Raw genomic sequence first — 25702 nt, 5'->3', positions numbered from 1 at the left:
AACCAATATTAAACGACTCTAAGCTTTACAAAAGATTTTATACAATACTTTATTATCAAGATAATTTTGACCAAAATTCTTAAACTACAAGCACATTTTTGCACTTTAAAACGCACAAATACATACAACTAACTCTTATATAATTGAAAAAGCATTAAAAAACTTAAAGGTTGAAATCAAACAATTTCTTGTGGTAAAATATTTACACCATTACACATCCTACTGATTTAGTAGTATTTAAAAATAAAGGAAGCCATAGCAAACCCATCCATACTGAACTTTTTCTCAATACACAAGCACGTATATAGACTGCTTATAAATTAGGTTTTGTACTTGAAATTTCGAAGGAAAATTTCAATCTTCGATTAATTATATATCAGCGAGTTACAAAAAACAGGAATCATGAAATTACCATCATCAATAAGAAATTGGATTTCGATCTCGGGAGCAGTTTTGGCTGTTTTTAACCTGGCCAGTATTCTTGCCTTATTTTTATTAAACATTGCCTTTGGATTTGGCGGACAATATATTGGTTTATTCATCTTTATCATCTTGCCGATATTCATGATCGTTGGGTTGATCATGATTCCAATCGGAATGCGAATCAACCGAAAAAAAGCCAGATTGGCAGAAAAGGAAGGCCGAAGCTTAAACTGGCCTATACTAAATTTTAATAACCTGGCTACGCGAAATGCCAGTATCATTTTTATTGTGGGAACGATTTTTCTGCTCATCATTTCTTCCGTAGGAAGCTACGAAGCTTTTCATTACACCGAATCGGTAGAATTTTGTGGAAAACTATGCCACCAGGTAATGGAGCCCGAATATGTAACTTACCACGGATCGTCGCACGAACGTGTTGCCTGTGTTGAGTGTCATGTGGGATCAGGAGCGAGTTGGTATGTAAAAAGTAAGCTTTCGGGTTTATATCAGGTATATTCCGTTCTTGCAAACAAATATCCGCAACCCATCCCCACCCCAATTGCGAATTTGCGCCCGGCACGCGAAACCTGTGAAGAATGTCACTGGCCAGAAAAATTCTACGATAACAAGCATAAAGTAAAACATTCATTTTTAACCGATGAAGAAAATACTGAACATGTCGTTCATCTGCAAGTAAAAACAAGTACAAAAGTTACATCTCAAGGCGTTATTAAAGGAATACACCAACATATTAGCCCTGAAGTAAAAATTGAATACAAAGCACTTGACGAAAAACGTCAGATCATTCCATGGGTAAAATATACCAATACGAAAACCGGTGAAGAATATATATATACTGATGAGTACAATATGGTCTCGGAAGCCAAACTTGATTCGTTAGAAACACGTGTAATGGATTGCCTAGACTGCCATAACAGGCCATCGCACAATTACAACGCTCCACAAAACTTTATTGATGCATCAATGACTAAGGGTAAAATATCATCAGAACTACCCGCCATAAAACTGGCAGCCATGATGGCACTTTACCAGGATTATCCGAATAAAGACACGGCAATGATTGCCATCGAAAATCAAATTACAGATTGGTTTGAAAGTGGCTATCCGGACGCCTATGAAACCCAAAAAGAAGAAATAGCCCAGGCAATAGCCACAATTCAGAACGATTATTCAAATAATATTTTCCCATATATGAATGCTGACTGGAAAGCGTATCCAAACAACATTGGCCATATGGAATCGGATGGTTGTTACCGTTGCCACAACGACCGGCACGCAACAAGCGAAAAAAAGGTGATTTCGAAAGACTGTACCTTGTGCCACAATATAATTGCACAAGGAAGTGCCGATAGCATGCAATACTCTACAGCCTTTGAGGCTATGGACTTTCAGCACCCCGTTGATGTGGCTGAAGCATGGAAAACAGAGATGTGTTCAATGTGTCATACAGCATTATATTAATTTTTGGCACAATATTTATTATTTTTACAGCAGACTATTAACGTAAATTGAGTAATATAAATTTAAATACAACAATTATGAACTTCAAAAAATTAACATTTATTCTGGGGCTTGCGATCATATTTAGTACCGCAGCGACCGCACAAAACTTCCGATATATTGGTGCAGCAAAATGTAAAATGTGCCATAACAAACCCGACAAAGGCGAGCAGTATAAAACTTGGGAAGCAGGTCCACATGCGAAAGCAATGGATTGCCTAACAGGTGACGAAAAAAATGACCCCACATGTTTAAAATGTCACTCAACTGCAGGTTCGGTAGAAAAAAGCTCACTTGCCGGTCTTAAAGTAGATGAAGGCGTTTCATGTGAATCGTGCCACGGCCCCGGTAGCCATTACAAATCTGCCGCAATTATGAAAAACAGAAAACTGGCACTTTCAAAAGGGATGACAGACCCTACGGAAGAAACCTGTAAAGCTTGCCATTTGGGTGACAAACCAGACGGACACCCAGCAGCCAAGAAACCATGGAATTTTGATGAATTTGTGAAAGTAATTGCACACGACGATCCAACAACAAACTAATAATAACAAGACTTTTGTTTTTAAAAAAATTCCTTTGTTACCAAACAAAGGAATTTTTTTAGTGTTTTATTCAGACAACTACGAATTATGAAGAAGTTAAGTTCATTCCTTTTTTCCATGTTTTTTACCGGAATTCTTCTGGTTATTTTTGCAATTGCAATTGGTTATGCCACCTTCCTTGAAAACGATTATGGCACTATAACTGCAAAAATTCTCGTGTATAATTCCAGGTGGTTTGAGATACTTTTATTTATACTCTGTATTAATATTATAGGTAGTGTATTCAAATACAAACTAATCGCACGTAAAAAATGGACAGTTCTGCTTTTTCATATATCCTTTATAGTTATTGGAATCGGTGCAATGATAACCCGTTATTATGGATATGAAGGAAGCATGCATATTCGCGAAAACAGCTCATCCAACTTTATTGTTTCAGAAGCATCGTATGTTACCATTAAAATTAGCGATGGTACTGAAACGGTAGAAGAATCAATGGAAGTAAAATTCTCGCCATACACGGCAAATCGTTTTTCGGAAAAGATTCATTTTCAAGGAAAAACAATCCATATCGACAATCAGCAATTTATGCCGTCGGCTGTTGAAAATGTTGTTCTCGATCCCAATGGAGAACCTATTGTGTCCATGATTGCAGTAATGAATGGTTCTTCACGAACAGACTTTACACTCAGGAACAATAACACAAAGAATTTTGGTGATATAGCACTGGGCTTTGGCAGTAATACAAGTGCAGCTATTCAGCTGAGTATAAAGAATGGCAACTTGTACATTGCTGCTAATGACTCAATTGAGGTTGCAGGAATGATGAGTGAAGACAGCGAATTTATTACGCCAAATACAGAAACGCTTGTAAATACACAAAAAGCTTACACCTATAAAAACCTCACTTTTGCCATCAAACAGTTTCTTCCCAATGCATCGGTTCAACTAGCCTACCAACAGCCCAACCAGGGCATGAGCGCACCAGATGCTTTTAAAGCAACGGTTTCAAGCAACGGAGAAAGTAAGGAATTGATCGTTTTTGGCCGAAAAGGTGAAGTTGGAGATTTCTCCCATACATCTATCGATGGAATGGATGTAGCTGTTTCTTATGGTTCCAAAATCATTACATTACCCTTTTCTATCCAACTTAAAGACTTCCAGCTTGAACGTTATCCTGGTTCCATGAGTCCGTCGTCGTACGCCAGCGAAGTAGTTTTAAAAGATGGTGCCACAGAAATGCCGTTTCGCATTTTTATGAATAACATTCTGAAATACAAAGGCTATCGTTTTTTCCAATCGTCGTACGATACCGATGAACAAGGAACTATCCTATCGGTAAACCACGATTCAATGGGCACTTCGGTAACCTATTTTGGCTACCTTATTATGGCTATTGGGATGTTACTTACCTTATTTAATAAGAGCAGTCGCTTTAAAAGTCTGTTGAAAGCATCGGCAAAACTGCGTGAAAAACGTAAGAAGTTGTTTACTGTTCTTGTAACCGGCGTACTGTTGAGTATTGGTGCACAGGCTCAAAATACAACATTAACACCACTAAACAGCGACCATATCAGATCCTTTGAAAGTCTTCTTATTCAAGACCGAAAAGGACGTGTAGAGCCGGTTGCTACGCTGGCTTCCGAAATTCTTCGTAAAGTGGCGAAGAAAACCAGTTGGGAAGGTCTTTCACCCAGCGAAGTTTTTCTGGATATGCAGGCAAATCCCGAAAAATGGAAAAATATTGCAATTATAAAAGTTTCAAATCCTGAATTACGAAGAACAATTGGAATTAATGGTAAATATGCGTCATTTAATTCAATAGTCAGGACGCGCGAAATGGGCGGTTATATTCTTAGCTCGGCAGTGCAGGCAGCTTATAACAAAGAGAGTAATCTCCGGAATAAGCTCGACAAAGAAATAATGAATGTTGATGAACGCGTTAATATTTTGATGGCAATTTTTACTGGAGATTTTCTTACTATTTTTCCTGTTCCCAACGATGACAACCATAAATGGGTGTCGATTAACGAGGCACAGGAACTTCCGGCTCAAGCTGCTGATTTTGCAAAGCAAACCGTTTCATCCTACCTTCAATCGGTACAAATTCGCGATTGGGCAACAGCCGACCAATTGCTGAACAACCTGAAGCTAAACCAGCAAACCATTGGAGAAAAGATCATTCCATCTGACACAAAAGTAAGCATGGAGGTGATGTACAACAAACTAAATATCTTTGGCAAACTAGCGAAGATATTTATGTTCACCGGTTTGATTTTGCTAATGTTACAACTCCTCTCGCTGTTTAATCCGAATATAAAATTACATTTTCTAAAAAGCTTTGCCTTCTACTTTATATTGGCACTATTTCTGGCCGAAACTGCCGGATTGGCAATTCGTTGGTACATTTCGAATCATGCTCCATGGAGTAATGGATACGAGTCGATGGTATTTATAAGTTGGGCCACTGCACTTGGCGGATTAATCTTTGCCAAACGCTCGGAAATTACACTTTCACTCACATCGGTTTTGGCAGGATTAACACTTTTGGTTGCCGGAATGAGCTGGATGAGTCCGGAAATAACCAATCTGGTACCCGTTTTAAAATCGTATTGGTTAATCGTTCACGTGGCTATTATTACGGCCAGCTATGGCTTTTTAGGGATTAGCGCACTGCTTGGCTTTCTGAACCTTATTTTGATGATTTTCAGAAACAAGCGCAATTCCGACAGAATCAACCACACCGTAAAAGAACTTGTTAACATCATACAGATTGCATTAATTATTGGCTTGTTAATGGTTACGCTCGGTTCTTTTCTAGGTGGCGTTTGGGCCAACGAAAGCTGGGGACGATATTGGGGCTGGGATCCGAAAGAAACCTGGGCACTGGTAACAATTTTAGTGTATACATTCATCACGCATATGCACCGCATTCCCGGAATGCGAGGAAGCTTTGCAATGAGTGTGGCTGCAGTTTTGGGTATCAGCTCGGTACTGATGACTTACTTTGGAGTAAACTATTACCTCTCGGGTTTGCACTCGTATGCACAAGGAGAAGCAGCTCCAATTCCATCAGGCGTTTATATTGCATTGGCAGTTGTTGCCCTTGTAATTGTTTCAGCCTATTTCTCCGAAAAGACAAATCCGATTGTTGAGGAAGAAGTGGTTAGTGAAGACTAAATAATTCAGGGGCAGGCTAGTATTTCATAACCTGCCCTTGAATATCTTTCCTGATATTCGTATTTACATTCCCAATTTTTTTAACATCCTCCAGCGTTTTATTCTGTTAAAAAATGCTATTCAGCACTTTTTAATCAATCACATCTATACATCTAGATTCTTTACTATATTTGTGCCGGCTCCGAGCCGATATTCCTAAAGTGTAAACCAGGGGATTTCGGCCGATGGGATTACCCGGAAACAGGTGGTCCTCCCGCATCCCGGTAAGGCCGGGGTAAATTGGAAAGGAGAAAGAGCAAATTCTGCATTGGGAGAACTGAAGCTCCTTCCCTTCCCTGAAACATATTAACCTGAGTTCAATTATAAATCTTGCCTCAGTTTCTGGAAATTTTTAGCAGAAATTATTGCAGATTTTTGAAGGACTATCGGGATAATTCAAGAAAATATGAAACGATTTATGCAAAAATTAGTAAATCCCGAAGGAAATTACAGAAATGCACAATCTTTAAACAGAAAACCTCTTAAAATAGCCCGCTATTCTTGCGATATTTTCAGTCCAAATCTCGCACATTTCTGTAATTCTGAGGTTAACATCTATAACTGAACTCAGGTTGTATTAAATGACACTAGTAAAACAAGATACTAAAATCGATTATCCGAACTTGCTATTGATTGCAGGCAACGGGCGAAATGTGGGAAAAACCTATTTCGCCTGTCGCATAATCGAATCATTATCCAAACAAACTCCCATTACAGGACTTAAAATCACTTCGCATATTCATGAGCACAACAGCGAAGATGTACTTCAAAAAGATAAACACTATGTTATTTTACAGGAAAAGCAGATTACAAGTAAAGACAGTTCGCTGATGTTACAAGCAGGAGCCAAACAGGTTTTCTTTGTAATGGCAGCACCGGAATATCTTATCGAAGCTTTTGAAAAACTGTCAGCGTATTTACCTGAAACACCCATTGTTTGCGAATCGGGTGGATTACATGAAATTATTAATCCCGGTTTATTCTTTTTTGTTCAATCGCCCGGAAACATGGTGAAAAAACCACATCATCTGATACACAATCCGATAATTGTATATAATGACGGAGAAAACCTTAAATTTGATTACAGCAAAATTCAGGTCAACAACAATAAATTTTCACTCATTTCATGAACCAATTTAAAGAGATACAACAGCATATCGGCAATTTATCGCCGGTTTTACCGACCGAAAAGATACTTCTGAAAGATGCATTTAACCGGGTACTACTGGAAGATGTAGTTGCTGATTTAAATATGCCACCTTTCAATAAATCAGCGATGGATGGTTTTGCGTGCAGTTACGAAGATATTGCCAATGAGTTGGAAGTGCTGGAAGTAATAAATGCCGGTAAAATCGCGTCTGTCAAAATTGGGAAAAACCAGTGTGTTAAAATTATGACGGGCGCAGCTGTTCCTTCCGAATGCGATTGCGTATTTATGGTTGAGGATGCTGAAGAGCTTTCTGAAAATAAAGTACGTTGTACCAATCCAAAAACAAAGAAAAATATTTGTTACCTCGGCGAAGATTATAAAAAAGGTGAAAAGCTGTTAAAAAAGGGAATGTTAATAAATGTTCCTCAAATGGCAGTTCTTGCCGGTGCTGGTTATGCTGAGGTTTTGGTATCAAAACGCCCAAAAGTAACTGTAATTGCTACTGGTAGTGAATTGGTTCCACCATCTGAAACACCAAAACCAGGACAGATTCGGAATAGTAATTCCAGCCAGGTGATCACCCAGCTCAAGAAAATGAATCTTGAAATTGTGGATGAACTCATGCTGGTTGACGACTACGAATTGCTCACGAAAAGCTTTAACGCCGCATTGGGAACGAGTGATTTTATCGTTTTCACCGGTGGAGCATCGGTCGGTGATTTCGATTTTATTCCAGAAATCTTGAAAGAACAGGGATTTAAAATATACTGGGATCACACGGGTATTAAGCCGGGTAACCCAATGACTTTTTCAGAAAAGGGAGGCAAGTTTGTTTTTGGACTTTCAGGAAATCCCGTGTCGTCATTTGTGCAATTTGAACTGATTGCCAAACCAACAATCAATAAATTACTGGGAGCCAATTACAATCCCTTGCGTATAAAAGCCCGGATGAATTTTACATTCCAACGAAAAAAAACCAATCGATTGGCAATTATTCCGGTTTTTATTGATGACAATGGAGCCACTTCGGAAATTCCATTTCATGGATCGGCGCATATTAATTCACTGGCTTTTGCAAATGCCCTTCTGGAGGTACCACTGGGAGTTTCCGCCATTCAAACCAATGAATTTGCATATGTACGACCACTTTAACAGACATATCAACTACCTGCGCATTTCGGTAACCGACCGCTGCAATTTCAGGTGCGAATACTGCATGCCGGCCGAAGGTTTACCTTTAAAAAAGCACGAGGATATTCTTTCATTCGACGAAATTACCGACATCGTTAAGGCAGGTGTAAAACTGGGGATTAGAAAACTCCGAATTACCGGAGGTGAACCGTTAGTGCGCAAAGATCTTCCGGAGCTGATAAGTAAGCTTTCTGCTATTCCGGAGATTGAGGATATTGGCATGACCACAAACGGTGTGCTTTTGCCACGTTATGCCAAAGCGTTAAAAGCTGCCGGTTTAAAAAGGGTGAACATCAGTCTGGACACCATGAATCCCGCGAAATTCAAGAAGATTACCCGCGTTGGAGAACTTAACGATGTATTGATGGGAATTGATGCAGCACTGGACGCCGATTTACAACCAGTAAAAATCAACTTTGTTCGCATTCCCGGCGAAAACGAGGAGGACGAACAGAAAGTACGGGAATTTTGCCAAAATAAAGGTTTAAAGCTGCGTTTTATTCGGCAGATGGATTTGCGCACCGGTGAGTTTTATGCCGTAGACGGAGGTTTAGGCGGCATTTGCAAAATATGTAACCGCCTGCGTTTAACTGCCGACGGATTTATCGTTCCATGCCTGCACTCCGGACTGCGTTACAGCACCCGCGAATTGGGCGTTGAAGAAGCATACAACCAGGCCCTTGAAAACAAACCGGAAAAGGGAGTAGGAACCGAATCACACGATTTTTCAAATATTGGAGGATAAAATATGAGCCAATTATCACATATCAACAAAGAAGGAAAAGCCAATATGGTGGATGTGGGTCACAAACCACAACAGGTACGAACTGCCAAAGCATCGGGTTTTATTACCTTGCAGCCCGAAACCATTCGGCTGATAAACGAAAGCCTGATTAAAAAAGGCGACGTAATTACCATTGCTGAAATTGCCGGAATTCAGGCAGCAAAAGAAACATCAAGGTTGATTCCGCTTTGCCATTCACTGCAGCTAACCAAAGTGGAAGTAAAAGCTGAAGTTCAGGAAAATGGCGTTTTGGTAAGAAGTTTGACCAAATGTATTGGGCAAACCGGCGTTGAAATGGAAGCCTTAACCGCAGTAAATATTGCGTTGCTAACCATTTACGACATGTGCAAAGCCGTAGACAAAAACATGGTAATGAGCGATGTAAAACTTGACTTTAAGGAGAAAATATAATACAGAAATGGAAGCACTGACCTGCAAAATAAAATCGCTAAATATTTCGGAGAAAAAAGGCACAATTAAGACTCCGCGTAAAGAATTAAAACTAAACCTGGATGGAATTGAAGGCGATGCTCACGCCGGAAAATGGCACCGACAGATAAGTTTGCTGGCTGCCGAAAGTATTAAAAGTTTTGAAGGAGAACTTGGGCGCGAAATTAAATATGGCGAATTTGCCGAAAACATTACCACTGAAGGAATCGCAGTTCATAAAGCTATGCCCTTTGACCGGTTCAGAGCCGGAAAACTGGAATTGGAAGTTACACAAATTGGAAAAAAATGCCACGGCGATAACTGTGAGATTTTTCAACTGGCAGGTAAATGTGTTATGCCGAAAGAAGGGATCTTTTGCCGGGTACTTAAACCGGGAACTCTTTCGGAAAACGAAGAACTGGAATACATTCCAAAAACATTCCGTATTAAAGTAATTACCCTGAGTGATCGTGCTTTTCATGGCATTTACAAAGACAAAAGCGGGCCACTGCTCGAAAAACTAAGCAAAGACTGGTTTACCTCGAAAACGTATCTATGCGAGACATCTCGAACTGTAATTCCTGACGAAAAAGAGTTGTTGGAAGCTGAACTACAAAATGCTGTTAACGATGGATACGATATTATTTATACAACCGGCAGCACCGGAATCGGGCCACGCGATATTGCTCCTACTATCATTTCCAACTTTATCGATTTAGAGATTCCGGGAATTATGGATCATATCAGGCTAAAATATGGTGCACAAAAACCAAATGCTTTACTTAGCCGTTCAATTGCCGGAGTAAAAGACAAAACGCTGGTATTCTCGCTACCGGGCAGTACCAAGGCAGTAAACGAATATCTAACTGAAATTCATAAAATTCTGATGCATTCATTTCTGATGCTTCATGGAATTGACGGGCATTAAAAGCAAAATATAATTGTAAAAATTTCAACAGCACTCATCACATATCGCTAATTTAATTTGCCGAGGCTGCCAATTCTATTAAATTTGGGCAAAACTTTGCACTATGTTACGATTATCACTACTCCTGATGCTGGTACTTTCATCAGCATCATTTTTATTTGCCCAACCCGATGAAACCAGGAATGAAAGCTGTACCAGCATTATGTTTGGGAAAGATGCCACCGACGATGGCTCGGTGATTACAGCACACACTTGCGACGCCTATTACCGAACCTGGGTAAATTTTGTTCCGGCCCAAAAATTCGATCGCGATACAACACATAAAGTTTATTGGGGAACCATGCACACGCACACTGCATGGAGTATGGACGGCATGGAGTTAAAAGGCGAAATTCCCGAGGCACGCGAAACATACGCTTACTTGAATACGGCCTATCCGTGCATTAACGAAAAACAACTGGCCATTGGCGAAACCACCATCACCGGCAGAAAAGAGCTGCGAAATGAAAACGGTCTTTTCCTGATTGAAGAGCTGGAGCGTATTGCCCTGCAACGTTGCACAAAGGCACGCGATGCCATAAAACTGATTGGTAAACTGATTAAAGAATACGGTTTTGCCGATTATGGCGAATGTATAACCATAGCCGACACAAAAGAAGTTTGGCAGCTGGAAATTTTTGGCGAAGGCCCGGATAAAATTGGTGGCGTGTGGGCAGCACAACGTATTCCGAATGACCACGTGGGAGTTTCTGCCAATATTTCACGAATAGGAGAATTGGATATTAATAATCCGGACTATTATATGGCTTCCGACAATGTTTTTGCTGTGGCAAAAAATCTGGGTTACTGGGATGGAAAAGAACCTTTTAAATTCTGGAAAGCCTACAGCGGCGAAAAACCGTTTGATATTCGTGAGTATTTTGTCTTAAGTTCGATGGCTCCCGGCCTCAACCTGAAGTTCGATGCCCATGAACTTCCATTCTCTGTTAAAGTGGAGAAAAAAGTTGATATTAGCGATGTGTTTGATTTGTATAAACAAACCTACGATGGCACGGAATATGAAATGATACGCAAGCTGAAAGTTGCTCATAAAACAAAGAATGAAAATGGTGAGGAGATAACAGATACAATTATTAGTCCTGCTGCACACCCCTGGATGGCGAAAGATAAGCGCAATTTGATGAATGCTTTGGAAGACAACTCCGTTTATCGTCACCGCCCGATTTCGGTGCAATATTGTTCCTACTCATGGATTGCACAGTTGCGCGACGACCTGCCGGATGAGATTGGAGGCAAAGTGTGGTTCAGTCCCGACATACCACGCTTATCACCGCGGGTGCCTATTTATTGTGGTAACTTGAATTTGCCTGATGCATACAATTATTGCGGTCACAAACATTTTAGCCGGCAATCGGCCATGTGGGCATTTACCCGCGCCAACAGTTTGGCATTGGTAAACTGGGGTGCCGGAAAAGAAATTGTTGAGCCGGAAGTTACCACTTTTGAAAACCAGGTACTCAACGAAACGGAATTTGTTGAAAGTCGTGCCATGGAATTGTTTAAAAAGGACAAGGAAAATGCTGCAAATGGTAATCCTACGCAGCTTTGCCGCGAATATCTTACCGGCTATAGTAACACCTCGTTACGCTCGGCCATAAACCGCTGGTGGGAACTTGGGGATAAACTTTGGGTTGAAATGCGTTGGAAATTTTAGTTGCTTTCCATTCATATAAAGCGAAATAGCAGGAAACATCTCACTGATCTTTACCACTATTTATATTGAAAAAATCAGCTAAAATTTCGCCGTGATCAAATGCCAGTTCTGGCAATTCGTTTAAAGCGAACCATTTCGCATGGGTAGCATCATCGCTGCCTTTTACCGGCTTTTGTTTATCCAATTCCGTTGTATAAACAACAGAAATAGTTCGATGGCGCGGATCACGATTAATAGCGTCGTAGGCGCGAAATTGGTGCATCTTTTTTACCATCAATCCTGTTTCTTCTTCCAGTTCACGAATGCACGCCTGTTCTAAAGTTTCATCCATTTCGATAAATCCACCGGGCAAAGCCCACTTATTTTTATAAGGCTCGCGACCACGCTCAATCAGCAACACCAAAATTTCAATGTCACTTTTCACAAATACTATTGCATCAACGGTTAGCGCTGCGCGTGGATATTTATAGTTGTACATAGTTAAAGTTTAAAGTTTAAAGGCAAAAATAAATGTTGCGGTTAAGCTAGCTACAAGTTTCGATCTGGAGGTCCCCCATCTCATAGTCTTACTATCTCAGTGCTTCTTCAAATTCAATCTCATTCAAACGCAAAGTTTCACAAAGCAAAAACGTTTCGAGTTTCGAGCCACAAGCGCCAAATCAATCGTCACAATGCTTCATCAACATCAATCCCTTCTTTCCACATTTCACTTTTTACGGCCTGTTTTCCAATGTTTTACAACCAGGTACACCGCGGCTACAAAAAGAGCAACATAAATAACAAGTTCGATGTGTTCCATTTTATTCTATTATTTTCTTCATTACACGCATTTTGTGGGTATAACGTTGCGTATCGATATTAAAAATTCCAAACTGATCGACATTATCGATACGCACCTGCCCTGATGCATGAATAATTTTATTGCGTTTCCAAATAATTCCCACATGAACAATATTTCCTTCTTCATCGTCGAAAAATGCAAGATCACCGGGTTCTGCCTCATCAACAAAACTCAAAGCAATTCCTACTTTTACCTGTTCGCTGGCATCACGCGGCAATTTTATACCAATCATTTTGTATATAATTTGGGTAAAACCGCTACAATCAACACCAAACGGCGTTCGTCCTCCCCAAAGATACGGTGCATTAAAATATTTCAGCGCTTGTTTTATGGCAATTTCGCGCGGATTTTTAAGTTTCCCGTAAATAACCTCGCCGGTTGCCAGATAAGTGTCTTGTATTGCTGAAAACTGTTTCAAATATGGTCTCCAAACCGGCAATGTACTTCCGGCTGCCAGCATAAGGTTTTGCTCATCGTTAACAGGAACAATGGTAATAATATCGGATGTTACGGCGGTTGGACTTTTTTCAATTTTGTTTAGTGTACGGCTATTTATCGGCGTAATCATTTTCGTATCAATCCAGCCTTCGTGCCCATCGTAAGCCAGTTTTACGTTAGTCCAGCCAACCATTTGCTCGCGCATTTCAAAGTGTTCGCCAAAAAGAATTTGGGTAACCATTTCGCTTTTTTCCGAAGGCTCAAGCCGAACAGGAATAATACTTAAATTTGAAATGCCGTAGTTCATCAATATTTTCTTAATTTTATTTTGTAAAACAGGAACAACACCTGTTTGATGTGTATAAACACAAAACTAAGAAAAAATGGGCTTTACAAACTTTTCATCAAACCTAATTTGTCAACGAGATATTAAGAGTTTGTTTGAAAAGAAGCCTGTACAAGCGATTGTTATTTAAATCAAAATATCGATATTCGGTGTATGAATAAATTCTTGAGAAGATTAAAAAGCTACACACGGTTACTTTTCCAAATTCTTTTATTTGTGATAACCGCCGCTGCTTTGTACTTAATATTGCCCGGAGAGCCAAAATTTAAGTACGAATACCAGAAAGGATTTCCGTGGCGCCACGAAAACCTGGTGGCACCTTACGACTTTGCGATTTTAAAAACAGCAAACGAACTGAATAATGAAAAAACAGAACAGATTAATTCGCTAGTTCCTTATTTTGCCCACGATACTACCCAAAAAGCCGAGAGTATAGCTCGCTTGCGCCAGGATCTTGCACTCGATATTGACTCGACCAATACGAATAAGAAGAAAATGTTTAATTCGCTATCAACAAAACTAGATGAGCTTTACAGCAATGGCATTTTACTCTTTTCTGTTGATATTTATCAAGAACTGAAAGGTAAAAACGAAATAAATAAGCGTACTGGAAATATCGTTCAAAAAGAAGATATTGACCAACTAAATTCCGAGAAATCGGCTTACAACGCGCTTTTAAACACAAGACAAAAACTAGTTAGCGAAGGAAATAATTTCCCGTGGCTAAACGACCTTGACCTTGAACGGTACATAACAGCAAATCTTTCGTACGACAACGAAACCAGCCAGAAAGAGATTGATGAAATTACCCAATCAATTTCAGCTACACGCGGCATGGTAAAACAGGGACAACGAATTGTACTCGAGGGCGAAATTGTTGATGCTGAAAAATACCAGATGCTGGAATCGTTAAAGGCCAGTTACGAAAAAGAACGCGGAAAAGATGTAAACAGATACATGGTCTCTATTGGTAAAGTGTTACTTATTTCGGTATTAATCAGTTTAATTTTTATATTTCTACTGCTTTACCGGCGCGACATTCTTCAACAGCTAAATAAATTGAGTTTTATGCTCATGCTTATGACGGGCATTATTTTACTGTCGAACTTTATAAATACCTTTCCTAATCTGCACATTTACATGGTTCCGTTTGCAGTATTCCCGATAATGATACGCACTTTCTTCGATTCGCGAACGGCCATTTTTACGCTTATCATCTCCACCTTGCTAATGGGTTTTTATGCACCAAATAATTACGAATTTATACTGCTGGAGGTATCGGCAGGTATTATTGCGGTTTTTAGTCTGAATAAAATGCACCGGCGTGTACACCTGGTATTGGCAGCATTATGGGTATTTTTAACCTACGCGGTTATTTTTACGGCGCTAAACCTGATACATGACGGTACATTTTTATCATATGACTACTCGATGTTAAAGTGGTTTGCTATAAGCAGTGTACTTATTCTGTTAGTTTATCCATTGGTATATATATTCGAAAAACTTTTTGGATTTGTATCAGATGTTACACTGATAGAAATATCAGACAGCAATCAGCCATTGTTGCGCAAACTTGCCGAACAGGCTCCCGGAACTTTTCAGCACTCGATGCAAATTGCCAACCTTGCCGAAGAGGTAATTCTTCGTATTGGAGGAAATCCGTTTTTGGTACGGGCCGGGGCTCTTTATCACGACATTGGCAAAATTGGCCGCCCAAATTTTTTCATCGAAAACCAGGCAGTGGGAATGAATCCTCACGACCGTATCAGCCATTTAAAAAGTGCCGAAGTTATTATTGACCATGTAAAAAATGGTGTGAAAATGGCACAAAAACACAAGCTTCCGGCAGTGATAATTGAGTTTATTGCTACACATCATGGCACTACAAAAGCAAAATATTTCTATCTGAAACACCAGGAACAAAACCCCGACAAGACCGTTGATGCAAATGCATTCGATTACCCGGGGCCTCTTCCACGCTCGAAAGAAGCAGCAGTTGTTATGTTGGTTGACGGAATTGAAGCTGCCTCTCGCAGTATGAAAGAAAAGACACACGAGAACCTAAAGGCGCTTATTGATAGCATGATCGACAAAAAAATTGAAGATAAACAACTGGATGACTCTAATCTTACGTTCAGAGATATTGATACAATTAAAGCAACTCTTTTAGAGAAACTGATAAATATTTACCATATACGAATTGAATACCCCGACGAAAAAAAGGAAAAAAAGAAGTAGGGATAAACGAAAACGCCCTATACTGCGTTAATAAAAATGATGTTGGAACAATTGTGGACGTAACAAAATACATTATGAAAAATTTAGCGACGACAACCATACTGTTTTTTTTAGCCGTGGCAATTTTTATTGGTTGCTCAAAAGATGATCCTAGTCCCGACGGACCGGAGGCTTCGGAATATACAAAAAAGATAAATAAGTTCATTTACGAAGCAATGAATGATATTTACCTTTGGTACGATGAATTACCTGATATTGACTATAAGTACGAAAACGATCCGAAAGCCTATTTTACTAAATTGCTTTATGTAGATGATAAATGGTCGTACATTACCGATGATGTGGATGCACTGGAAGCCAGTTTTGAAGGAACTGAAAAAACATATGGTTGGTCCCTGGCATTTTATAATCTCATTGAGATTCAAAAAATTGTTGCAATAGTTGAATATGTCTATCCTGAAACACCTGCATCAGCAGCAGGATTCAAACGTGGTGACATTTTAATGAAGATAGATGGGAATGACCTTTCGCAATCAAATTATCGTGAATTACTATACAGTGATCAAGCAGATGTTACAATTGGTATTCCGGCTGAAAGCAATATTGTTCCAGATACAACCATTCGCCTCACCTCTTCGGTATTAACCCTTAATCCGGTATTAACAACCAATATTGTTGAACATGATGGCAGAAAAATAGGCTATATTTTTTACGCCCAATTTATTTCAGATTTCAACAATGCACTCGATGAAGCTTTTGCTAGTTTAATAAGCCAGGGAGCTACTGACCTTGTTGTAGATCTTAGATATAATCCGGGAGGAACAATTACTGCAGCGCAACACTTGTGCTCGTGCATTGCTCCTGTTTACGTTGTAGACAACAACAGCATTCTTGTCACTTATAAATGGAATGATAAATACCAGGATTACTTTATCGACCGACAAATTATGAGCCAGGTTGAGGTTTATTTCGACAACCAGGTACCAACAAAAATGGGATTAAACCGGGTTCATTTCCTTACCGGGTCTGGAACTGCATCAGCTTCTGAGCTTTCAATAACAGGACTAAAAGCCTACATGAATGAGGTGGTAACAGTAGGAGATACAACTTACGGAAAATACACGGCATCAATCACGTTAAAACCAGAAGATTATTACAACGAAACTTATAGCGAAGAAATAGCTAACTGGGGCTTGCAACCTATTGTTTTGCGCTATGCCAATGCGGCAGGTGTTACCGATTTTAAAAACGGTTTTGCCCCCGATATTCCGGTTGATGATGATCTGTTTGCCACCTTCCCTCTTGGCGATAAAAACGATCCGCTGTTTAAAGCAGCCATTGAAGACATAACCGGAACACCTGTTGTGGCAATGAAAAGTGCTCCAAAAGTTACTTTCGATTATAAAATATTTGATCGTGGTTTTTCACGCTTCGATGCAAACAAACGGGAAATGCTAATAGAGCAAATTCAATGGCCTGAATAGAAAACAAACAAAGTTTAGTACAAATAAAATAGTACTAAAAAAGGTGCCCGATTGAGCACCTTTTTGTATTTACATTATTTAATTTTTATGGCGTAGGTAATTCCAAATTACTATAATTAAATACGCCACTGTCTTGGTAAGCAATGCCTTGGTAGTCGGTTGCAACAACTTCAAAACGTACCGAATCCAGACCATTTATTCGCAAGCTATTCAAACTAAACGATACATAAGCGGTATACGGAACCGATTCTTCATCTTCGTTGGCATTGTGTCTCAACTCCAGTTGAATGGGCTGATCATCAGCCGTTAGCTCTCCGGGTTCTTTTACCAGGTTTAAAAAATGAGTTTCATTATACCCCCAGTACTTTAGTCTGAAACTCAACAAACTGTCGGTAATCCATGCATCTTCAACAATTATCGGATCGTTACCAATACTATCCTCATTTTCTTCAGTGATATCCAGAATGCCTTTCATCAATACATCACTGATATCGTTTATCTTCACAAAATAGCGTTCTTCTGAACTACTGGTTTCATCTTCATCCAAAATAGTGTAGTTCACCAAAATACGGTCGCCATCAGAAATATTATGGAACCACCCTGAACCTGATGTAGCTGCAGGAACCAGAACATAACCATTATCCATTACCAGGCTTCCAACTCCTTCTCCATCTCCTTTGTAAATTCCAAAACCAATCCAATAATCTCCCAGGGAATAATTATCATCATCATCCAAACAACTGGTAAATGCCACCAGTAATCCCATTAAAATTCCAAATGCTAATTTTTTCATCACTCTTTAAATTTATTTAATCACAGCTGATAGACGAATGAAGAAGAAAAAAGGTTGCGTGGCAAGAATAAAAATATATTGTAGTTTTACGGGTATAATATTTGGCATAGCGTTTGCTATTCACATATATATATAATTACATATAATTTGAACAAATTTTTAGAATTTTAGGTTAATAATAGTAAAACAGAAATAAAATGAAAACAAGATTTATTACTCTCACGATGGCTGTTTTTCTGTTGTTTGGGTACACCTCATGCAATGCAAAAGCAGAGAAAAATAATAGTGAAAAACCGGCAGAATCAGTTTCTGAGGCAGGAAAAGCGACAACCATGTTAACTAAAGAAATATTTCTGGAAGAAATATGGGATTATGAAAATTCACCAAAAGAATGGAAATTCAAAGGTGATAAACCTGCTTTAATCGATTTTTATGCCGATTGGTGCGGACCATGCAGAACAGCGGCTCCTATTTTGGAAGAAGTAGCTACCGAATTTGCCGACAAAGTAACGGTTTATAAAATTGATACACAGGTTGAACGCGAACTGGCTGCTGTGTTTGGTGTAAAAAGTATTCCGGCATTTCTTTACATTCCAATGGAAGGTAAGCCGACAATGGCTTCGGGTATTGCACGTACCAAAGAAGATACCAAAAAGATGTTTAAGGAAAACATTAATACTATTTTACTGAAGAAAGAATAGTGAATTATAAAAGATAAAAAAACAGGCTGTTTGAATTGTCTCAAACAGCCTGTTTTTTTATATGAAAATTATAAGCGATTAAATTTTGTACTATTGAGAAAATCGATGCTTTTATTAATTGCTTCATACATTACAATATCCTCTTCAACAAAACTTACCTTTTTGCGGTACTCTTTAATGAATCGCTCGATAAATGGCGACGATTTTATTGGTCGACGAAAATCCATCGCCTGAGCCGCATTATACAACTCAATCGCCAGAATTTTTTCGGTATTCAAAACCACTTTAAGCGTTTTTGTTGCGGCATTTCCGCCCATGCTAACGTGATCTTCCTGTTCATTCGACGATGGAATAGAATCGACTACACAAGGCGTACAAAGCTGTTTATTCTGACTCACAATTGAAGCGGCTGCATATTGCGGAATCATAAATCCGGAATTTAACCCCGGATTAGCCACCAGAAATTCTGGCAATCCGCGTTCTCCTGAAATCAATCGGTACGTTCTTCGCTCTGAAATACTGCCCAGTTCGCTTATTGCCATTGCCAAAAAATCGAGCGAAAGTGCCAACGGTTCACCATGAAAATTGCCTCCTGAAATGATTAAATCCTCGTCCGGGAAAACCGTGGGATTATCCGTCACCGAGTTAATTTCTGTTTCAATAACCGTTGCGACATAAGTAACTGCATCTTTTACAGCACCATGAACCTGCGGAATACAGCGAAAAGAATAAGGATCCTGAATGTGCTCTTTTTCTCTGGCCTGCATTTCGCTACCGGTTAATACATTTCTGAAATTCTTCGCCGTTTCTGCCTGTCCTTTGTGCGGACGAATACGTTGGATATTTTCCGAAAACGGTTCAATCAAACCATCAAAAGCATCCAGTGACAGTGCTCCGATAATATCGCCCTGATCGATAATCCGAAAGGTTTTTAATAAAGTATAAACGGCGTGCGCACTCATAAACTGTGTTCCATTTAGCAAGGCCAGGCCCTCCTTTGCTTCCAGTGTGATGGGCTCCCACCCCAATTTTTCGAGCACTTTATTCGACTGCTGTTTTTTTCCTTCAAAATTTACTTCGCCTAAACCAAGTAAAGGCAGAAATAATTTTGCCAGAGGCGCCAAATCTCCACTTGCACCAAGCGATCCTTGTTCGCAAACAACCGGTAAAACATCATTATTAAACAGGTCAAGAATTCGCTGCACCGTTATCAACTGCACTGCTGAATTTCCCTTGGAAAGTGCATGTGCTTTCAACAGCAACATCAGCTTTACAACATCTGCCGGTATTTCAGGGCCAATATTACAAGCATGCGAAACCACAAGATTTTCCTGTAATTTACTCAAGCCATCTTTCGAAATCTCGATGTCGCATAATGCTCCAAATCCGGTATTAATTCCGTAAAGTGGTTTATCGGCCTGGGCCAGTTTTTTATCGAGATACTTTTTACTTTTATTAATAAGTTCTATGGATATTTCGGATAGTTTAAGCTTTATATTGTTTTCCAGAATATCCTGAATGATCTCAAAAGTGAGGTTTTGGGGTGTTATTTCGAAAATACGATTTGCCATGATTTAAACTGTAAAATGGTGAAATTTTCAAATGGAAAAATTGATGAATTTTCAAACTGAGGAAATAGACGACAAGTACAGAATTAAACTACTCAATTTATAATTCAGCAGTTTGAAAAGAGAAGAAAATCAACACGTTAATCATGGAAAACGCACGTCTCCCCCAAGGGTTTTTACAAGTCGGTTTGAAAGCGATACAATCATTGCCTCAATATATTTTGGCAATATCGGACAATCTGATCAGCTATTTAAGGATATTTATCAGTTCTTCAGAGCCAAGCAGTTGTTGCTCGCCTGTTTCCATATTTTTTAGGGTAAACTTACTGGCAGCCATTTCATTATCACCTGCCAGAATTACAAACGAAATTTGCTTACGGTTAGCATAAGTCATTTGCTTTTTCATTTTTGCACTTTCGGGAAAGATCTCGGCATTAATACCATTTTCCCGAAGCTGAGCCAAAACCGGCAAACAATACGCTTCTTCTTTTTCTCCAAAGTTCACAAATAACACTTTTGTGGTTTCCAGCGATTCTTCAGGAAAAGCATCTAACTGAACCAGTACATCGTAAATACGCTCTGCACCAAACGAAACACCAACACCCGAAACATCGGGCATTCCGAAAATACCAGTCAGGTCGTCGTAACGGCCACCACCGCATATACTGCCAATTTGTACGTCGTTCGATTTAACTTCGAAAATAGCACCGGTATAGTAATTTAAGCCACGTGCCAGGGTCAGATCAAATTCAACAATTGTATTTAAATCAATGTTTTCGAGGTAGCCAAACGTGGTGCGCATTTCGGCAATACCTTTGGCGCCAATTTTGGTGGCACCAATTACCTCTTCAATTTGAGCCAGTTTTTCAACGGTACTGCCTTCCAATTTTAAAATTGGTTGAAGTTTATCCACAGCATCCTGCGAAATCCCTTTATCCAGCATTTCGGCATTTACCTTTTCCAAACCTATTTTATCCAATTTATCAATGGCAACAGTAATATCCACCATCCGGTCGGCTTCGCCAATGGCTTCTGCAATTCCGGCAAGAATTTTACGATTGTTAATTTTCACCGTCGTATTAATTCCCAATCGTTGAAAAACCTTATCAATAATTTGTACCAATTCCACTTCATTTAGCAAACTGTTACTACCGATTACATCTACATCGCACTGGTAAAACTCGCGGTATCGCCCTTTCTGTGGTCGGTCGGCACGCCAAACCGGTTGAATCTGGTAGCGTTTAAACGGGAAAGCAATATCATTTCGGTATTGCACCACGTACCGGGCAAAAGGTACTGTTAAATCATAACGTAATCCTTTCTCCGAAAGCTTCGAAGTGAGTTTATTCGAGTTTTTCTCGTCCAGCATTTCCTGCGGAACTTTCGAAATAAAATCACCTGAATTCAAAATTTTAAACAGCAGCTTATCCCCCTCTTCGCCATATTTCCCCATTAAAGTGGAAAGGTTTTCCATTGCCGGTGTTTCAATGGGTTGAAATCCGTATAAACGAAAAACAGCTTTAATGGTATTGAAAATATAGTTTCTTCTCACCATTTCTGCCGGTGAAAAATCTCGGGTACCTTTTGGTATCGAAGGTTTTTGTGCCATCGTTTTAAAATTTTATAAGGCTGCAAAAGTAAACAATTCTGTTTAAACAAACAGAGCATGTGAAGAGGAATGAACTGGTAATTAATATTATTGCAAAAAGCGGATGGTAAAAGGGTATTTATAAGGCGTTCCGTTGCTTGCCGATACCGATGCAACAATTACCAAAACCAGCCAGGCAATTCCGAATCCGACCAACATTAAAATACCAATTCCCACAATAATAAAAATGATTGAAATGAAAAAGATGATTGACCAGGTAATCTGAAAATTAAGCACTTCCTTGCCCTGTTCATTTACAAATTCATATTCATCTTTCTTTATAAGATAAATAATTAGGGGGCCAATTATATTACCGGCTACCGGCAAAATAAAAGTTGCCAAAGCTGCTATATGAACGAACATTCCCCATTGGCGTTCCTTAGGATCATCTATAATTCGATGCATTTTTTCAGTTTTTAGATCAACTAAACTAACGATTTTTTGTTTATTCGTGCAATATTTAAACAGGTAGAATTAATTTAAAATGGAAGACCAAAAAAAGAAGGCCGATACGGAAGAATCTACAAACAACTAAGCGAGCTGGTATTAAAAAGTAATAACACGCAGGCACGAATGGCAACCATAATTGCAGTGCTCCACCATAAAATGGATTACTTTTTCTGGACGGGATACTACCTAATTGAGGATGGAGAAATGACTGTAAACTCCTACCAGGGGCCTGTTGCCTGCCAGATATTGGAAAAAGATAAAGGTGTTTGCTGGGCTGCTTTCAACAAAAAAGAAACAGTTATCGTTGAAGATGTGCACGCATTCCCGGATCACATTGCCTGCGATGCACGCTCGAATTCAGAGATAGTAGTTCCGCTTAAAAATAATGCCGGTGAAATAATTGGTGTTTTGGATATCGACAGCTCGGAAAAGGATGCTTTCTCTGATGTGGATGCACGCTGGCTAGAGAAAATTCTGGAATTAATTTGGAGCTAATCTTCTCATTCAGCAATACAAGGTTTAATTTTACCCAATTTAAGTTTTATCATGAAATTAATATATACAACAATTGTTTTACTAATTGGCTTTTTACTGGCAATTCAGGGAAGTATTAATACCCAACTAACGACCTATTTAAAACACCCGATGCAAGGAGCTTTAATAAGTTTTTTTGTGGGTTTTCTGGCACTTCTCGCATTAAATTTCATATTTAAAACAGAAGTTCCAAACTGGGGGCATTTAAATACGGCTCCATGGTATGTATTTGCGGGCGGCTTGCTGGGAGCAATTTTTGTTTCGTCGGTTATCTTTTTCATACCAAAGATTGGCGTCACCACCGTTTTGGCGGCGTCTATTGCCGGACAACTCATTGCAGCTTCTGTTATTGATCATTTTGGGTTTTTCGGTTTGGACCAGCACCCCGTTTCAATGGGTAAAATCGGAGGAATTGTTTTATTAGCCTTTGGCATTTTCCTTATCCAAAAATATTGACAGAAGCCCCATTATAAAATGGTATCCAACTGGTTCGAATCCAAATATTCGGATTCATTTGAATTAAACCACACTAAAAGTAATCACCCGGTGCTAACTATTTATTTCATACTTTTGCAACCGGATGGAAAGCAAACGATTAAATAAGGCCATTTCGGAAACCGGCTATTGTTCGCGACGCGAAGCCGACCGACTAATTGAAAGTGGGAAAGTAAAAGTTAATGGAGAACTGGTTGGTCTGGGCGTTCAGATAACAGCAAATGATCGGATTGAAGTTGATGGACAAATCATTACCAAAGAAGTTCCGAATATCTACCTTGCTTTTCATAAACCCGTTGGAATTACCTGTACCACTGACACAACCAAGAAAGATAACATCGTTGATTTTATCAATTTCCCGGAGCGCATCTTCCCCGTGGGACGGTTAGACAAACCCAGCGAGGGACTCATTTTTATGACCAACGACGGCGATATTGTAAACAAAATACTTCGCGCCGGCAATCAACACGAAAAAGAATACATTGTAAGTGTAAACCGAAAAATCACCCAGTCATTTATCCGGCAAATGAGCAATGGAGTCCCCATTCTTGATACGGTTACAAAAAAATGCCAGGTGGAACGCATCAACGACTTTACTTTCAATATTGTTTTGACACAGGGCCTGAATCGGCAAATCCGAAGGATGTGCTCACATCTGGGCTATGAAGTTACCCGATTAAAACGTGTTCGAATTATGAATATAAAACTTGGCAAACTAAAACGCGGAGAATACCGCCATTTTACGCCTGATGAGCTAAAACAAATCAATCGTTTGGTTGCCAACTCCAGCAAAACAGAAGAAGCTTCGGAAGATTAAACGAACCTTCCCCCGTCAATACAACAACCATTATTCTCGTATTACATTTAAGTTTTTTTGTGAATTGTTTGCGCACTCAATCACAAACTTTTTACGAATAAAACTGTTTATTTGCAACGACTTAAAAATTGATTTAGAAGCCATTATATGAGAGCGAGTGCAATGTTATTAATTCCCCTGTTATTTTTTATGCTACTGGTGGATATATACACCTATCGCGGCATAAAACCGCTACTCGCTAAGCTCAAAAATAAGCTTTTAAAACAGTCATTGAGCATACTTTTCTGGGGGATATCAATTGTTATTTTTGCAGGCTTTTGCCTGTTTATGTTCGGGATAAAGCATGTAAAACAGTCCGACACCTATATTTATGTCGGCTACCTTGTTGTAAGTTTTGCCTTGTTTTATATCCCCAAATTTGTATTCATCATATTTGTATTATTAAAAGATATCCAGTTACTAATTCAAAAGATTTTTAACTGGCTAAAGAGAAAAAAGAATAAAGGTTTAACACCAAATAATTCGGGAAGGAAAATGGAGAGAGCAGAGTTTTTATATCAAATGGGACTGGTTTTAGCAGCTGTCCCATTTGCATCAATTCTTTATGGAGTAACAAAAGGGAAATTCAATTACCGCGTAATGCGCGAAAGTTTACATTTTGAGAAATTGCCAAAATCATTTCGTGGATTAAAGATTGTTCAGATATCGGATATGCACCTGGGGAGTTTCAATAAAAAATTCGACCAGGTAGCAAAAGCCGTTGAGTTAATTAATGAACAAGAAGCGGACATTCTTTTGTTTACCGGCGACCTGGTAAATAATTTTGCGGAAGAAACCGAGGGCTGGGCACCAGTTTTATCGCAACTAAAAGCCAAAATTGGTAAATATTCTGTACTTGGTAATCACGACTATGGCGATTATTCGGAATGGAAATCGGAAGCCGAAAAAGAGAAAAATCTTGCGGCAATCAAGAAATTTCATCAGAAAATTGGTTTTCGCTTGTTGTTGAATGAAACAGAAACCATCTCGATAAACAACGAAGAAATAGCATTGGCAGGAGTTGAAAACTGGGGAAAACCACCGTTTCCACAGCACGGTAATTTGAAAGAAGCACTGAAAAGTACTGACGACCAATCGTTCAAAATTTTAATGAGCCACGATCCTTCGCACTGGGACGAAGAAGTAATAAAAACCACCGATATTGATCTAACATTTTCGGGACATACACACGGTATGCAATTCGGTATTGAACGTGCCGGAATAAAATGGAGCCCCGTACAATACAAATATCCGCGCTGGGGTGGATTGTATCGCGAGAACAAACAATTTCTATATGTAAACCGCGGTTTCGGATACATTGGTTTCCCGGGAAGAATTGGCATGCCCCCGGAGATTACTGTAGTGGAATTAACTTAAAAAGAAATCTTCTTTTTATTCTCCCTATT

At 39.3% G+C, this 25702-nt stretch carries 22 protein-coding genes and 1 riboswitch; of the genes, 16 read left to right on the top strand and 6 right to left on the bottom strand.

The genetic code is table 11. The features are described from left to right. Nucleotides 1-402: 402 nt before the first annotated feature. From G0Q07_RS08830 to G0Q07_RS08790, 9 genes are all read left to right on the top strand, one after another. Complete coding sequence (locus G0Q07_RS08830) at nucleotides 403-1905, top strand: NapC/NirT family cytochrome c (protein ID WP_163345746.1); 1503 nt, start codon at nucleotides 403-405, stop codon at nucleotides 1903-1905. Between the two features lie 77 nt (nucleotides 1906-1982). Then, nucleotides 1983-2489: a multiheme c-type cytochrome gene (locus G0Q07_RS08825; protein WP_163345745.1), complete on the top strand. Its 507-nt coding sequence runs from the start codon at nucleotides 1983-1985 to the stop codon at nucleotides 2487-2489. Nucleotides 2490-2576: 87 nt separating this feature from the next. Beyond that, on the top strand, nucleotides 2577-5669 hold the full coding sequence (ccsA, locus tag G0Q07_RS08820; protein ID WP_163345744.1) for a cytochrome c biogenesis protein CcsA: 3093 nt from the start codon (nucleotides 2577-2579) through the stop codon (nucleotides 5667-5669). A 167-nt stretch (nucleotides 5670-5836) separates the two neighbouring features. After that, nucleotides 5837-5975, top strand: a riboswitch (molybdenum cofactor riboswitch). Between the two features lie 314 nt (nucleotides 5976-6289). Then, nucleotides 6290-6838 (top strand): molybdopterin-guanine dinucleotide biosynthesis protein MobB, encoded by a 549-nt coding sequence (locus tag G0Q07_RS08815; RefSeq protein WP_163345743.1) that lies wholly within the window; start codon nucleotides 6290-6292, stop codon nucleotides 6836-6838. Continuing rightward, a complete protein-coding gene (locus G0Q07_RS08810) occupies nucleotides 6835-8010 on the top strand; it encodes a molybdopterin molybdotransferase MoeA (RefSeq protein ID WP_163345742.1) in 1176 nt (391 codons plus the stop codon). The genes G0Q07_RS08815 and G0Q07_RS08810 overlap by 4 nt, the downstream gene beginning before the upstream one ends. After that, nucleotides 7982-8794, top strand: coding sequence for a GTP 3',8-cyclase MoaA (locus G0Q07_RS08805; protein WP_203532706.1), 813 nt, complete (start codon nucleotides 7982-7984; stop codon nucleotides 8792-8794). The genes G0Q07_RS08810 and G0Q07_RS08805 overlap by 29 nt, the downstream gene beginning before the upstream one ends. A 3-nt stretch (nucleotides 8795-8797) precedes the next feature. Beyond that, on the top strand, nucleotides 8798-9244 hold the full coding sequence (moaC, locus tag G0Q07_RS08800) for a cyclic pyranopterin monophosphate synthase MoaC (RefSeq protein ID WP_163345741.1): 447 nt from the start codon (nucleotides 8798-8800) through the stop codon (nucleotides 9242-9244). 7 nt (nucleotides 9245-9251) lie between these two features. Next, entirely contained in the window at nucleotides 9252-10190 is a 939-nt protein-coding gene (locus G0Q07_RS08795; protein ID WP_163345740.1) for an MOSC domain-containing protein, read from the top strand. A 103-nt stretch (nucleotides 10191-10293) separates the two neighbouring features. After that, a complete protein-coding gene (locus tag G0Q07_RS08790; RefSeq protein WP_163345739.1) occupies nucleotides 10294-11904 on the top strand; it encodes a dipeptidase in 1611 nt (536 codons plus the stop codon). Nucleotides 11905-11944: 40 nt separating this feature from the next. On the opposite strand, the gene G0Q07_RS08785 is transcribed toward G0Q07_RS08790, so the two are convergent. Further along, nucleotides 11945-12382, bottom strand: a complete 438-nt coding sequence (locus G0Q07_RS08785; protein ID WP_163345738.1) for an NUDIX domain-containing protein — start codon at nucleotides 12380-12382, stop codon at nucleotides 11945-11947. A gap of 322 nt (nucleotides 12383-12704) precedes the next feature. After that, complete coding sequence (locus G0Q07_RS21190) at nucleotides 12705-13490, bottom strand: C40 family peptidase (protein WP_163345737.1); 786 nt, start codon at nucleotides 13488-13490, stop codon at nucleotides 12705-12707. Between the two features lie 273 nt (nucleotides 13491-13763). Here G0Q07_RS21190 and G0Q07_RS08775 point away from each other — a divergent pair, with 273 nt between their 5' ends. Then, nucleotides 13764-15767, top strand: coding sequence for an HD family phosphohydrolase (locus tag G0Q07_RS08775; protein ID WP_163345736.1), 2004 nt, complete (start codon nucleotides 13764-13766; stop codon nucleotides 15765-15767). A gap of 74 nt (nucleotides 15768-15841) precedes the next feature. Beyond that, nucleotides 15842-17251 (top strand): S41 family peptidase, encoded by a 1410-nt coding sequence (locus tag G0Q07_RS08770; RefSeq protein ID WP_163345735.1) that lies wholly within the window; start codon nucleotides 15842-15844, stop codon nucleotides 17249-17251. Between the two features lie 85 nt (nucleotides 17252-17336). On the opposite strand, the gene G0Q07_RS08765 is transcribed toward G0Q07_RS08770, so the two are convergent. Continuing rightward, a complete protein-coding gene (locus G0Q07_RS08765; RefSeq protein ID WP_163345734.1) occupies nucleotides 17337-18044 on the bottom strand; it encodes a NigD1/NigD2 family lipoprotein in 708 nt (235 codons plus the stop codon). A 197-nt stretch (nucleotides 18045-18241) separates the two neighbouring features. Between G0Q07_RS08765 and G0Q07_RS08760 the strand changes: the two genes are divergently transcribed. Beyond that, nucleotides 18242-18745 (top strand): thioredoxin family protein, encoded by a 504-nt coding sequence (locus G0Q07_RS08760; RefSeq protein ID WP_163345733.1) that lies wholly within the window; start codon nucleotides 18242-18244, stop codon nucleotides 18743-18745. Between the two features lie 68 nt (nucleotides 18746-18813). Here G0Q07_RS08760 and hutH read toward each other — a convergent pair whose 3' ends face one another. The 3 genes from hutH to G0Q07_RS08745 all read right to left on the bottom strand — a co-directional run bounded on the left by hutH (nucleotide 18814) and on the right by G0Q07_RS08745 (nucleotide 22366). Continuing rightward, nucleotides 18814-20316, bottom strand: coding sequence for a histidine ammonia-lyase (hutH, locus tag G0Q07_RS08755; RefSeq protein ID WP_163345732.1), 1503 nt, complete (start codon nucleotides 20314-20316; stop codon nucleotides 18814-18816). Nucleotides 20317-20560: 244 nt separating this feature from the next. Beyond that, nucleotides 20561-21922 (bottom strand): histidine--tRNA ligase, encoded by a 1362-nt coding sequence (gene hisS / locus G0Q07_RS08750; protein ID WP_163345731.1) that lies wholly within the window; start codon nucleotides 21920-21922, stop codon nucleotides 20561-20563. An 87-nt stretch (nucleotides 21923-22009) separates the two neighbouring features. Next, complete coding sequence (locus G0Q07_RS08745) at nucleotides 22010-22366, bottom strand: DUF4870 domain-containing protein (RefSeq protein WP_203532705.1); 357 nt, start codon at nucleotides 22364-22366, stop codon at nucleotides 22010-22012. Nucleotides 22367-22534: 168 nt separating this feature from the next. Between G0Q07_RS08745 and G0Q07_RS08740 the strand changes: the two genes are divergently transcribed. From G0Q07_RS08740 to G0Q07_RS08725, 4 genes are all read left to right on the top strand, one after another. After that, nucleotides 22535-22906, top strand: coding sequence for a GAF domain-containing protein (locus G0Q07_RS08740; protein WP_163345730.1), 372 nt, complete (start codon nucleotides 22535-22537; stop codon nucleotides 22904-22906). Between the two features lie 51 nt (nucleotides 22907-22957). Continuing rightward, nucleotides 22958-23401: a DMT family transporter gene (locus G0Q07_RS08735; protein WP_163345729.1), complete on the top strand. Its 444-nt coding sequence runs from the start codon at nucleotides 22958-22960 to the stop codon at nucleotides 23399-23401. Nucleotides 23402-23525: 124 nt separating this feature from the next. Continuing rightward, nucleotides 23526-24257: a 23S rRNA pseudouridine(2604) synthase RluF gene (rluF, locus tag G0Q07_RS08730; RefSeq protein WP_163345728.1), complete on the top strand. Its 732-nt coding sequence runs from the start codon at nucleotides 23526-23528 to the stop codon at nucleotides 24255-24257. A gap of 270 nt (nucleotides 24258-24527) precedes the next feature. Further along, entirely contained in the window at nucleotides 24528-25673 is a 1146-nt protein-coding gene (locus G0Q07_RS08725; RefSeq protein ID WP_163345727.1) for a metallophosphoesterase, read from the top strand. The last annotated feature ends 29 nt before the right edge of the window (nucleotides 25674-25702 follow it).

Origin of the sequence: Draconibacterium halophilum (assembly GCF_010448835.1) — a bacterium.
GTDB lineage: Bacteria > Bacteroidota > Bacteroidia > Bacteroidales > Prolixibacteraceae > Draconibacterium > Draconibacterium halophilum.
Note: the sequence above shows the minus strand (reverse complement) of the source record. Positions and strands in the feature narration are given on the sequence as shown.

Bases quoted from the DNA above. Each gene is read 5' to 3' on its own strand.
- G0Q07_RS08815 (WP_163345743.1), top strand. From the start codon at position 6,290: ATGACACTAGTAAAACAAGATACTAAAATCGATTATCCGAACTTGCTA.
- G0Q07_RS08795 (WP_163345740.1), top strand. From the start codon at position 9,252: ATGGAAGCACTGACCTGCAAAATAAAATCGCTAAATATTTCGGAGAAA.
- G0Q07_RS08825 (WP_163345745.1), top strand. From the start codon at position 1,983: ATGAACTTCAAAAAATTAACATTTATTCTGGGGCTTGCGATCATATTT.
- G0Q07_RS08830 (WP_163345746.1), top strand. From the start codon at position 403: ATGAAATTACCATCATCAATAAGAAATTGGATTTCGATCTCGGGAGCA.
- G0Q07_RS08770 (WP_163345735.1), top strand. From the start codon at position 15,842: ATGAAAAATTTAGCGACGACAACCATACTGTTTTTTTTAGCCGTGGCA.
- rluF (WP_163345728.1), top strand. From the start codon at position 23,526: ATGGAAAGCAAACGATTAAATAAGGCCATTTCGGAAACCGGCTATTGT.
- G0Q07_RS21190 (WP_163345737.1), bottom strand. From the start codon at position 13,490: ATGAACTACGGCATTTCAAATTTAAGTATTATTCCTGTTCGGCTTGAG.
- G0Q07_RS08745 (WP_203532705.1), bottom strand. From the start codon at position 22,366: ATGCATCGAATTATAGATGATCCTAAGGAACGCCAATGGGGAATGTTC.
- ccsA (WP_163345744.1), top strand. From the start codon at position 2,577: ATGAAGAAGTTAAGTTCATTCCTTTTTTCCATGTTTTTTACCGGAATT.
- moaC (WP_163345741.1), top strand. From the start codon at position 8,798: ATGAGCCAATTATCACATATCAACAAAGAAGGAAAAGCCAATATGGTG.
- hisS (WP_163345731.1), bottom strand. From the start codon at position 21,922: ATGGCACAAAAACCTTCGATACCAAAAGGTACCCGAGATTTTTCACCG.
- G0Q07_RS08785 (WP_163345738.1), bottom strand. From the start codon at position 12,382: ATGTACAACTATAAATATCCACGCGCAGCGCTAACCGTTGATGCAATA.
- G0Q07_RS08740 (WP_163345730.1), top strand. From the start codon at position 22,535: ATGGCAACCATAATTGCAGTGCTCCACCATAAAATGGATTACTTTTTC.
- G0Q07_RS08790 (WP_163345739.1), top strand. From the start codon at position 10,294: ATGTTACGATTATCACTACTCCTGATGCTGGTACTTTCATCAGCATCA.
- G0Q07_RS08765 (WP_163345734.1), bottom strand. From the start codon at position 18,044: ATGAAAAAATTAGCATTTGGAATTTTAATGGGATTACTGGTGGCATTT.
- G0Q07_RS08735 (WP_163345729.1), top strand. From the start codon at position 22,958: ATGAAATTAATATATACAACAATTGTTTTACTAATTGGCTTTTTACTG.
- G0Q07_RS08810 (WP_163345742.1), top strand. From the start codon at position 6,835: ATGAACCAATTTAAAGAGATACAACAGCATATCGGCAATTTATCGCCG.
- G0Q07_RS08760 (WP_163345733.1), top strand. From the start codon at position 18,242: ATGAAAACAAGATTTATTACTCTCACGATGGCTGTTTTTCTGTTGTTT.
- hutH (WP_163345732.1), bottom strand. From the start codon at position 20,316: ATGGCAAATCGTATTTTCGAAATAACACCCCAAAACCTCACTTTTGAG.
- G0Q07_RS08805 (WP_203532706.1), top strand. From the start codon at position 7,982: ATGAATTTGCATATGTACGACCACTTTAACAGACATATCAACTACCTG.